We start from the raw sequence: 11,666 nt of genomic DNA on the forward strand, positions 1-11,666 counted from the left end.
ACCTATTATCGCGTCAGAGCATACACAGTTAACAGAAACGCCTTATTTCTCTCGCTTTCTGATTGATTCACAAATATTGCCGGAAAGCGACTTTGCGGGCGAAAACAAGACGTATCTTCGTCTAATTCAGAGACAAAGCCGTTTGGCAATACTCGGCTCTATTATCCTGCTTACTGGGGGCAGTTACTTCTTTTTCACGACATTAGACAGTAACTTACATGTGATGAATCAACTCTTGAGTATCGATGACAAATCGCAAGTGGAGCAAGATGCAAGATTCAATGAGCTTTTAGCGAAGGCGACGAAAGCAATAGAGCCTTCTTATGGGGCGTGGCTTAAAGGTTCTAAGGCTTTGGATGAAGAGATATTACCACTCAACATTAGCCGTTTGGATCAAAGCACTCGCATCGCTTACGAAGCATTACTTAAGGACGTTGCTCAACAGTTGATACCTCTCATTGAGAAAGGTTACCGTCTACAACTGACACAAAATCAAAACACTTTTACACGCGCTTTACCTCTATTGAAGGGGTATCTAATGCTAAACGATCCAACAAAGCGTGATATCCGTTTTTTGCGTCATCAAACTCTCCAAATGATGAACGATTTGAGCAACCAAAGTGACGTCGTCAATCAGGCGATGCGCTATTTGGACGCTTACTTTCGCACACAGTTTGATCCAATTGATATCAATATGGATCTTGTTCGCGCAACACGTCGCTCATTGCTAGCAAATTCGAATGTTGATCTCGTTTATGCAGGCATTTTAAACGAAGCAAATTCGATTGATTTAGGAACCCTAGATCTGCAACGAGCTGTGGGTTTTGAGTTTAGCAATGTATTCAACACACCAATCGATAGTGAACGCTTGATCGTAGATAAGATCTATACCTTCACTGGTTTTAGTACTTTTTATCGACCACGCGTGGACCTAATGTCACAACAAGTCATCAGTGACAACTGGGTTTTAGGTCTGTCACAACACGTTATTCCTACTAGTGAAGAACAAGAAGCCTTCAAAGAGGAAGTACGTAAAAAATATACTGACGACTACATCAGTAATTGGCGCAATGCGCTGAGTGAACTAAAAGTCCAGAACTATGACAATGTCGGCGATCTAACGAACGCGATAGACTTAATCTCGGGCCCTTCTTCACCAATGACAACCGTACTGAAACAGGTCTATGCCAACACACAATTTTCACCCGTTGGTGAAAAAAATGCTCTGATTTCAAAGCTAGACCCGAAACTCGTGGCAGCGGCAGACTCCGCATCAGACGCAGTAGAGGAAGTAGTTAAGCCTGATTACTTGTTGATGAAACGTGTTGAACAAGCTTTTCACTTATTAAACCAACTTCAGGTCAGTGAAACACCAAACTCCCCTACTCCTTGGGATGAGACCGTAGCTGCGTTAAGCCGTGTTCGCACATATATGAAAGACATCGCTGATGCACCTGACCCGCAAATGGCGGCGCTAGCGGCAGCTCAGCATCGAATGAACAGCAGTGAAGCTGACCCATTAATCAAACTTAAACAGATTGCCCAAAAATCACCGGAACCCGTTCGTAGCTGGTTGTTAGATGTGGTTCAACAAAGCTGGTCAGTCATGATTAAAGAGTCCGCTAAAGGCATTCAAACCCAATGGTACAGCGAGATTTACACCAAGTTTAAAGAGATAGGGCTAGGACGATACCCATTTGATCTAACAGCGACCGAGGAAATCTCAATTGAAGATTTTGAATTACTGTTTGCTTCCGGTGGTTTGTTAGACACATTTATTCAGAAAAATTTTGCACCGTTCTACGATACCAATTTATGGACGCCAAAACAGGTGGATGGCGAGACGATGCCAATCTCTCCGGCTCTGTTAGTGCAACTGCGTAACTATAACGTTATTCGAGACACATTAATTAATAAAAGCACTAACCGCGTTCATATTCCGTTTAGTGCAAGAGTACTCGATCTTGATTCTAGTGCGATTAGAGCGAGCTTAAAAATTGCAGATACCAATATAAGTTACTACCACGGTCCAAGCCGCATTCGTGAAATGGCATGGCCACCGCAAAATGGTGACTTCAATATTAGTATCACACTCCAGGATGTAACCGATGAAGGCAGACAGCACGTTTTAAATAAGAGTGGTCAATGGGCGATATACAGATTGCTAGGTGACTCGACCTTGACAAACACTCATAACGGCAGCTTTGTCAGTGACATAAAAGTGTCAGGGAGGGACTTGAGCTTACGCATCACTCCGTTGACACAGAAAAACCCATTCACTCTTGCTGAGCTGTATAACTTTACGCTCCCAGAGTCGATTTAATAACAATATAAAAACAAAATAGGCAGAACACATGATTTCAAACATGACTTTACAAGGTTTAGATAAATTAGATCGAAAAATACTTTCAAGTCTATTGTCGAATGGGCGAGAGTCGATTGCGAATCTATCCCGAAACATTGGTTTGTCTCGAACAGCAGTAGCAGAAAGAATTAATCGTTTAGAAAAGACCGGTATTATCAAAGGCTATACCGCACAGATTCGTGTAGAAAATGAAGGGCGAAAAGCCGCTAGTTATCTACTGATCTCTTGTGAAAAGGGTAAGAAGAATGATGTAACGAATGCACTTAAAGAAATCCCTGAGGTTCGCTTAACGAGCGTTGTTGGTGGCAACTTTGATATTATTGCCCTAATTGAAGCGCCCGACCTGCAGTCTATTCATCATCTTTGTAATGAAATTGAATCATTTAACGGCATTCAAAGGCTTGATACTACCGTTGTACTGCACCAGCCGATCAGTCGTTAAGCTTTTCTGACCTCTTTGAGGAAAACATAAAGGGCCGCTCGTTGAGCGGCTTTCTTATATGCTTCCGATAAGTCGAATTTTGGCGTCTTTATCCCCTGGGTTGCCTAGCCAGAACGTTTGACCTAGTTGATTCCCTTCTCCATTACCCAGTTTGTTTTCTGGAATACTGTCTAGGTTAACTGTCAACTTTAGGTCCCACGACATTGGGTCACGCAGAATAAAGCGCATCAAGCCCACCAGCGTCTTATGTAACTCACCATCGTAGGAAAACTGCTTAAACGTTTCAAAATCAATGTTGTCGATACACAAGTTAAACTTGCCGTTCAAATCCGCAATGCTTTGTCCCAAGTGTAAGCTTTGCCCCAATACACAATTGGAACGATTGAGTTTGTTACGCTGGCTTTCAGCGATTTCTACACGTCTATAAACCCATTCTTCGATTCGCACATTCGGCAGTGAAAAGTAGTGCGAAACAATACCGGAAATAAGCTTAGGTGAACGTGTACGCGTAGATAACTGGTTCACGTAAGACAGAACTTTCGCTCGATCTAACTCCGCGACTTCACAATCTTGCATAACACTAGAGAGACCAGCCAAATGCAGTATGCGCCCAGAAAACGCATCGCTTGCCCCGCTTTTGTACTGCACGTGATATCGGTATTTCTTCCAAACACGATACAGTAAGCTTGTATAGCGGTTGTGGAAAAAGTCGAAGAAATCCTTCACTGGGTTATCATCGGGATCACGACCGACGAGTTTCTCAGTGTAAGACGCAGGCAGGGGCGAGCTTGAACCATGCAAGCCAAGAAAGTTCGTCTCAATACGTGAATATTGCTGTCCGTTTCTTTCCATATGAGTAATAAAGTCCATATCACTCTTTGGAAAGCACAGGTTTGGCGACACGCTGAACTCAATTCGCTCTTGGTGAAAGTATTTGTTCTCGCCCACGGCAACAAAGTTTGAGTTTGGCTCCAGCTGGTAGTGTTTCTCTAACAGCAACACCGCTTGGTAGAAGCTAAACTCATTCGACTTATCAGAAAGTGTATTAATCATAGAATCGTCTGCTGTCCGATCAGGCTTGCCCAGTTGTACACTTCGCCAGTGGCTTCATCAAACACTTCCAGCTCAGTAAAAGAGTTCACACTCGAATACAGACGGATGAATTCGTTCAGTACCGTTGCCATAAGGAACATATCGCCTTCATTCACGAAGAACTTAGAGTTAGTCACCAACTTGAATTGGTTACCACGTACGGAAACGCCACGGAACACGCGGTCAATTGGCTTCATCTCTGAAGAAATAATGCCATCAAGTCGATGAATCGACGCGCGGTGGGCTTGTCTATCAACACGAGAATGGAAGTCGTAAGTCGAGAGCAACACTTTCAACACATCGATATTTGCTAAAGACAAGTAGTTGAGCGACATGTTGGCAATCAGCTGCCATTGAAGCTCGCCATTCACCTGAGGGCTTACCGATTGTGTTGGCTTGGTGATGTTTTTAAACGTCGCATACGTTGGTGACTTGTGGGTCGCGTAGGTAATGTCGCCCACTGAAAGGCGCTCAGCCAAATCGGCGTTGCTGCATTGCAGTTTCATCAATACGGTTTCAGTCCCAAGATCCGCAATGTCGCCATTGTGAGTATGGAATGAGATATAGCGCTCTAACCCTCTTCCGCTTACTCGCTCACCTACTTTGGATTTGTAGAACTCTCGTTTATCACGCTGGTTGATTTGGTGCTCAAACGACTCAAATTCAATCAACGGTTTACGACGGCGTTCGTCCTTACTCCAACTCTCCACTTGCTCAATGGAATAAACCTCGTAATGCTCTTGAGTGTTACTTTGTGGACGCACCTTGTACTCGTTTCGTCGATGCTCTAAACGGATTGGATCGCCGTCTTTTTCAAACAAGTTGACGGCAGGTGTGCAGTGCAACCTTAAGTGTTTATCTTTAAGCACCACTTCTGAAGGCAAAGCACGCTTAAAGTGGAATTTGATTTTGACCGTACTGCGTTGGGGAATGCCTTTTAACCACTCTAAACCCTTGATGTCGAAGAACATGAACTTATCTGGCAAAGAGAAGAATTCTTGCAGCAAGCGGTAACCTGCGAAGGAGTTTTTACTGTAAGGCAGCAGCGCTTCGTCTTCTTCATGCCCCACTGGCTTAACGTATTCTGGCCCTAGGCGGTGTTTGTAGCCACCACCAACATCTAGCTCGACGTAATCTAAGTAGCGGAACAACCATAAGAATACAGTGCGAGTAATATGAATCTCACCATGCAAGTGCAAGCGCAACGTATCTAAACCGATACGAGACAGCTCAAGACCATGCTCCGTCGATAATGTCACATCAATCGCTGAACTGTTGCGGCTGTTGGTTTGTTCGATATTAGTGATCGTAATTGGGTACAAATTCACATCGTAACAAGTGCGGAACAAACACTGCGTTCCTTCAACTTGTTCACTCGCCATCTCCGCGCCACGTTTCACCACGGTTTTCTCAGTAACACTTCCCGTATGTGGCTTCAGCTCACTGATGCACAAAGACGGAATTGAACGCATGTAATGCGGCCACAGCAGAGTCATCAGAGATTGCGTCAGCTCCGGCAGTTCGTCGTCAATCTTTTCGCGGATACGTCCGGTCAGAAAAGCAAAACCTTCAAGCAGTCGCTCGACGTCTGGGTCGAAGGTTCCTTCCGACAGAAAGTGAGTTAACTTCGGGTGATATTTGGCAAACTCACTACCCGACTCGCGCAAATACGTGAGTTCATCTTGAAAGTATTTACTGTTACTCAAGTGGCACCTACTAAACGTTAAATTGGCCGTCGGTTCCCATGTAGACATCGATCGACATTGGGACTTTACCGCCGTTATGGGAAACTTCGCCGCGAATACCAAAGCCGAGTTGTAATGGGTTATGGTGGTCTTCACGGTAATGAACCTCGACATTAAGCAGTCGGGGCTCAAAGCGTTCTATGGTTGATGTGATGTTTTTTTGAATGTGACGAACGAGGTTTGTGTTATTGGAAAGCACATCGTTGAAATCAGGCAGGCCGTACTCATCATCAATCATGGCGTTGCCAGAATGTGTGTTCAATAAGTCGGCAAGGTGCGAATGAATAGACTCAATCAGGTGCTTGTGAGACACCACTTTCTCGTAGCAGTTTTTCGGCTCACCCAATTCAATCCGTTCTAGAAGACGATAACCTTTTTCCATGTTCGGTCCTACGAAAAAAGCAGCCAGTCTTCACTGGCTGCTTGATGGTTTCAGTAATGGGTTATTGGTCTAGCTTACCAACTAGAGACAAGTCGAAGCTTGCGCCCATGTACTTGAAGTGAGGACGTACAGACATCGATACTTTGTACCAACCTGGATCGCCTTCTACGTCTGATACTTCAACCTTCGCAGCACGAAGCGGACGGCGACCACGAACTTCCGCTGGCGGGTTCTCTTGGTCAGAAACGTATTGACGAATCCACTTGTTCAATTCGATTTCTAGGTCAGAACGCTCTTTCCAAGAACCAATTTGCTCACGCTGTAGCACTTTGATGTAGTGCGCTAAACGGTTGATAATGAACATGTAAGGAAGCTGAGTACCTAGCTTGTAGTTCATCTCTGCTTGTTTGCCTTCCGGCGTATTCGCAAACACTTTCGGCTTTTGAACAGAGTTTGCAGAGAAGAACGCCGCGTTGTCAGAACCTTTACGCATGGTTAGCGCAATGAAGCCTTCTTCCGCTAGCTCGTACTCACGACGGTCAGAAACCAGGATCTCGGTTGGGATCTTAGTCTCGATTTGACCCATAGCTTCAAAGTTGTAAACCGGTAGATCTTGTACAGTACCACCGCTTTGAGGGCCAATAATGTTCGGACACCAACGGTACTTAGCAAATGATTCACTGATCTTAGACGCCATCGCGTACGCTGAGTTACCCCATAGGTAGTTATCATGGCTGTCTGTCACTTGCTCATCGTAGTCAAACGCCTTAATTGGGTTATCTTCAACAGAGTAAGGCGTACGTAGCATAAAGCGAGATGTACATAGACCTAGGTAACGTGCATCTTCGTGCTCACGCAGACCACGCCATTTCGCGTACTGTGGGCCTTCGAATACAGACTTCAGATCTTTTAGGTTTGGCAGCTCTTCGTAGCTGTCTAGGCCAAAGAATTTAGCCGATGCCGACGTTATGAATGGTGCGTGAGACATTGCACCTACGTTCGCCATATATTCCATCAGTTTGATGTCAGGCGACGAGGCAGACATAGCGTAATCACAAATGACTGCGCCAACAGGTTTACCACCGAACTGGCCGTATTCACGTGTGTAGATTTGCTTGTACAGGCCAGACTTCACCACCTCTGGAGCGTCTTCGAAGTCATCAAGAACTTCGTCTTTCTTCGCAGAGATCAGTTCGATTTGAATGTTCTCGCGGAAGTCAGTGTGATCAACCAGGTACTTAAGGCCACGCCACGTTGATTCAATCGCTTGAACTTCTTCGTTGTGAAGAATTGCATCAACTTGCTTAGACAATTTTTGGTCGATTTCAGAGATCATCAGATCAACCAGAGATTGGTCGACTTTCTCTGTGTTCGAACTGCTTAGTAGCTCACTGATGAATGCTTCGACGCCGCGTTTTGCAACGTCAAAACCTTCATCACTTGGCTTTAAACGTGTTTCGTTAAGAATGCTATCCAGAAGTGAGCCTGATTCAACTAAGGCTGCTTCTTGTTCTGGCGCTTGTGCTTCTGCAGACATGATATCCCTTACTCTTCTTTCGCGTCTTGGTCGTTGCCAATGCTTAGTTCATCCAACAGTTTCTTTCTCGCCTCTTCATCTTGAAGAACCGATGCGATCTTCTTACGGAACGCAGGAACATTTCCTAGAGGACCTTTCAGTGCAACCAAGGCTTCGCGAAGCTCAAGTAGGCTGTTTAGTTCAGGTACACTTTTCGCGATCGCTTCAGGAGAGAAGTCCTTCATGTTTTGGAACGTCAGATCAACACCAATCTGGCCGCCTTCTTCATCAGAAAGACGGTTTTCAACGTTGACTTTAACGTTTGGAGACATGCCCTCTAGCACTTCGTTAAAGTTGTCTTTGTCGATGTTAATTGGAGTACGTTCTTCAATTGGTGTCTCATCTGCACGCGCAGTAAAGTCGCCAACTACCATCATGCTTAGCGGCAGCTCTACGTCTTCTTGCGTATCGCCAGTTGCTGGAACATAACGGATATTAATTCGCTCTTTAGGAGCCACCGAGCCGTCACGTGACATAATTCGTTCCTTATCTAACTCTTTAATTAGTCGTAAATTGCTTTCCACTCTTCATACTTCTCAGGTAGAAGATCCTTGCTTCCAAATAACCGATGGAGTGTTTTTCGAATTAGGTCTTCTAACTGTGACGATAAGTGGGGTTCCCAGTTCGCGAGATTAAACGCTTTTTGTACTTCCCACCCCTTCTCAAGATACGGCAAACACAACGGGTATAATCCAACAGACTGGTAAGCTGCTATCAATTGTAAATACAGCATGAACTGCCCACGTCCCGAGCTATCCAGCTCAAGTTTGTGGGCAAGCTCTGCGGCACATTCCCCTAGATTTTCTAGAGTGATATCCTCCATTGGCAGCGAGTCTTCCTGCGAAATCACAACCGTTTGAACAACGGGTTGAGAAGTCGAAGAAGTAGTATCTTGAGTCGATAACCAGCTCAAGGTCGCTTCATCTGCAAATGGTATAGAATTCTTAAATGAGAGGTGCTCTATGCCCTCTAGTGAGTCAACAAAACGCGTCACTTCTTGTTTCACAGCAAGCGCTGCATCATCAAAGCCCAAGTTATTAAGCATCGAATACACGAAGTAATGGCCCGTCAGCCAAAACGGCGCATCCGTTAATGTGCGCTCCAAACGCTTAATCGTGTCGATGTCGCTTTCTTGGTCAGCTTTATCTCGGTATTCCGCTTGTTGATCGGACGACACTGCCAAGCTCAAAGGCGTTTGATTGTTTTGGTGGTCGGGTAGACCATCAATGTCATCCCAAGTCAGATGACGATAAATCCGGTAAGCCAGCGGATCACTTGGGTTCGCATGAAGCATGACTTCCGCCACCTTCTTCAAGGTGCGCTTAGAAGCCGTAGGCGAAGAGAAGTCCGTATCGACATCGACTTCTTTTGCTACCGCTTTCTTAACTGGCGCAGGTTTAGGGGCCGGCGGAACCGCCTTCACCGGTGCGGTTTGCACTTCACTCTGCGCTGGCGTTTCTGCGGCAGCAGGCTGCGTAGCTGGTGCAGGCGCCGCTTGTTCGACGTTAACGACTGCATCATCGCTCTGCTCATCAGCCACCGCTTGTTGAGATAAGACATTGAGTTGAGTGCGAATCTCAAAGAAATCCGCTTCTGAGTCTTGGTAAACCTCGTCGTACTGGCGCTGCACTTCTTCAATAGTCGAAATGCAGTTTGATACCAAATCCCATGACTGAGCGCTTTCCGCTAACTTGCTACTGACCAGTTTAAACTGATGGTTCAACCATTCAACCGCGCCATCTCGACCCCGCTTTCGCGAAGGATACAATTCAACGCCAAAGCGACTTAACGCCTCACTAAGCAGCTTTAGACCTTGTTCAAAGCCTTGCAGACCAAACTCTTCTGTTAGCGCGCGAACGAGGTAACAAATGGCTTTTAAGTCTTTACTGTGGTGCTCTAGAACTTCAGTCGCGTGCGTTTTTACCACGCTCCAATCTACTGTTTCGCCAAACAAGGAACCGAATTTCTTTACTTCAGATTCCATCATCTCGTAGCAAAACTCGTAACGGGCATCGTTTCCCACTGGAGATTCATCAGAAATAGGATTAAGCAGACGATCGATATCAATGTTGGACAAAATTCACGTCTCCTTCAGTCAAGTAATCTCTCAACGCACGCGCTACCGCAATTGCGCCATTTGCTGGCTTAGATAACCGATGGCTCTGCTCTATCGCATCCGACGCCATGCTATCTAGAATTTTCGTGATTTCTGTAAATTTGCTTGGTGCATTCCGTTCTAAATCGGCAAGGGATTCATGTAGCTTTTGTTTGTCGTAAACGGATTGCTCCATCACGGTGCTAAACAAAATAAATTCGCTTCTTGCGACGATTAAATCCTTTATTTTTTTGTCTAGTTCTGGCGTATTACCGAAGTAGGCTTTGGCTAATTCAGCTTCTTCAATTGCTTTGGTGTAAAAGTGCGCCTCTGCATGTTTATCGATGGAGTCATTAATATTTTCCATCACAGCCTTTGGTAAGATTTGGTTGTAGAAATAGGCTTGTGACTGGTTTAATAACCATGCCTCTTTCATTTCATTTTCTGCGAGCTTAGCTTCACCATCTAAAATTAAGCGAGCAATCTGCTTATCTCGACTGCCAGCTATGGCAGATACTTTCATGGAATCGGTAGACGCGACATTTAATCCAGACATCACTTTAGTCAACGCCTCATCCGCATATGGAAACAGGGCACCGTCACGAACAAGGGTTTCTCGCAAGGTGACAAGCTCCTTACGTAATTCGACTAATGCCATTGGTAAGCCATCCGCTAACGATTGATACGACGTTAACTGAGCCTGTTTTTCTTCATATAAATTCGAGAGGCTTAACTGCTGAGCTTGATATGCTGTTCGATAAGCTACTGTCATATCAATACTCTGAGTAGCTTGAGACAATTCTTCTTTGATTTTCCATGGAGGCTGAGCCAAAAAAGAAGCCGTTTCAGAGGGCGTAATAACGTGAGTTACAGTAGTGACACCTCGGGAAAAAATGGCATCCAATTGATCTTTATTCTGTTGATACAAATAACTTCCTGCTGTTGCCAGCACACTCAACACTAAGCTCGCCTCTAATATTTTAAAGCGACCATACGCCGTTTTATCATTTGGCTTACAGTGTGTAAGCAGCAAGTCCGCGTTACGCAAGCTACTGAAAATTGGTGCGTTAGAATTTGAGCTAATTGATTGCGTATCGATTCGCGCTAACTGTTGAGCAAAAGAAATAGCGGTATAGCCATGCCCTCTTGGTTTGTTGATGACTTCTTTCAGCAATTTCCAAATATGAGCCGGGATCAAAGCCGGACGCTTTCGATCTTTTAACTGCTTATTCCAAGCATCACCAAATATTGATCCTAAAAATAGGTGTCCAGCGAGCAAAGCGAGAGAGTAAACATCATCTTGCGGTTCCGCGATGCCAGTTTCTATATAAAGAGGGGAAGCGTAGCTCAAGCTTGCTTCTGCGTAAGGTTCTGTCTCTCCAATGTAACGAGCAGCGCCGAAATCAATGAGCTTAACGTAATCGCCTTCACTCACTAATACGTTAGATGGTTTAATATCAAGATGGCAGATACCTCTTGTATGCATAAACTCTAGAGCGCCAGCGAGTTGATACACCAACCAAGCGATGTGGTCGTGGCGGAAGCCTTTAGAAGAATGACGCTCCATTTTTTCTGCCAGTGATTCACCTTGGATCCACTCGTACATCAAATATGGGCGTTCGAATTCGTTGCCGATTTTTACAAAGTTAGCCACGCTAGGGTGTTGAGAAAGCTCCAGCCTGCTCGCTTCGTTAATCAACATTTTGCTCGCAAATTCTGGCGAGTCATCATTGATAACTTTGCAACAGATTTGCTTCTCTGGCTGCCCTTTTTTTGCAAGATGGTAAACCGTTGTCTTACCATTTTTAGAAGGAAGCTTGTCTAATACATCAAACTGTGAAAAAAGCACGTACTCAAGCTTCGGCTTATTTTTTTCTGCTAGCCTTTGCTCATTCAGTTTCTTTTTCTCAATAGCTTTAACAACCAACTGATCGATATATCCTTTGGCTGTACTCTGATTATTAGACAC

The 11,666-nt window shown here is 44.9% G+C and carries 9 protein-coding genes; 2 read left to right on the top strand and 7 right to left on the bottom strand.

Going from position 1 to position 11,666, the window contains the following annotated elements; genetic code table 11:
- On the top strand, positions 1-2,323 hold a 2,323-nt coding region (gene tssM / locus CAG68_RS09100; RefSeq protein ID WP_161441028.1), incomplete at its 5' end, for a type VI secretion system membrane subunit TssM.
- A 31-nt stretch (positions 2,324-2,354) separates the two neighbouring features.
- A complete protein-coding gene (locus tag CAG68_RS09105; RefSeq protein WP_005373369.1) occupies positions 2,355-2,807 on the top strand; it encodes an Lrp/AsnC family transcriptional regulator in 453 nt (150 codons plus the stop codon).
- Between the two features lie 54 nt (positions 2,808-2,861).
- Here the strand turns inward: CAG68_RS09105 and tssG are convergent, their stop codons facing one another.
- The 7 genes from tssG to CAG68_RS09140 all read right to left on the bottom strand — a co-directional run bounded on the left by tssG (position 2,862) and on the right by CAG68_RS09140 (position 11,666).
- A complete protein-coding gene (tssG, locus tag CAG68_RS09110) occupies positions 2,862-3,860 on the bottom strand; it encodes a type VI secretion system baseplate subunit TssG (protein ID WP_005373373.1) in 999 nt (332 codons plus the stop codon).
- Positions 3,857-5,605, bottom strand: coding sequence for a type VI secretion system baseplate subunit TssF (tssF, locus tag CAG68_RS09115; protein WP_054730212.1), 1,749 nt, complete (start codon positions 5,603-5,605; stop codon positions 3,857-3,859). Before tssF ends, tssG begins: the two co-directional genes overlap by 4 nt.
- Positions 5,606-5,615: 10 nt before the next feature.
- Positions 5,616-6,026, bottom strand: a complete 411-nt coding sequence (gene tssE / locus CAG68_RS09120) for a type VI secretion system baseplate subunit TssE (protein ID WP_020195813.1) — start codon at positions 6,024-6,026, stop codon at positions 5,616-5,618.
- 61 nt (positions 6,027-6,087) lie between these two features.
- Positions 6,088-7,563, bottom strand: coding sequence for a type VI secretion system contractile sheath large subunit (gene tssC, locus CAG68_RS09125; RefSeq protein WP_005373378.1), 1,476 nt, complete (start codon positions 7,561-7,563; stop codon positions 6,088-6,090).
- 8 nt (positions 7,564-7,571) lie between these two features.
- Positions 7,572-8,078, bottom strand: a complete 507-nt coding sequence (gene tssB / locus CAG68_RS09130) for a type VI secretion system contractile sheath small subunit (RefSeq protein WP_005373381.1) — start codon at positions 8,076-8,078, stop codon at positions 7,572-7,574.
- A 26-nt stretch (positions 8,079-8,104) separates the two neighbouring features.
- A complete protein-coding gene (gene tssA / locus CAG68_RS09135) occupies positions 8,105-9,679 on the bottom strand; it encodes a type VI secretion system protein TssA (RefSeq protein ID WP_115386561.1) in 1,575 nt (524 codons plus the stop codon).
- The gene (locus CAG68_RS09140; RefSeq protein WP_161441029.1) at positions 9,666-11,666 is read right to left on the bottom strand and encodes a protein kinase domain-containing protein; all 2,001 of its coding nucleotides are present in this window, start codon (positions 11,664-11,666) and stop codon (positions 9,666-9,668) included. Before CAG68_RS09140 ends, tssA begins: the two co-directional genes overlap by 14 nt.

It is taken from the genome of Vibrio sp. V42_P2S4T144 (assembly GCF_009904715.1).
GTDB lineage: Bacteria > Pseudomonadota > Gammaproteobacteria > Enterobacterales > Vibrionaceae > Vibrio > Vibrio alginolyticus.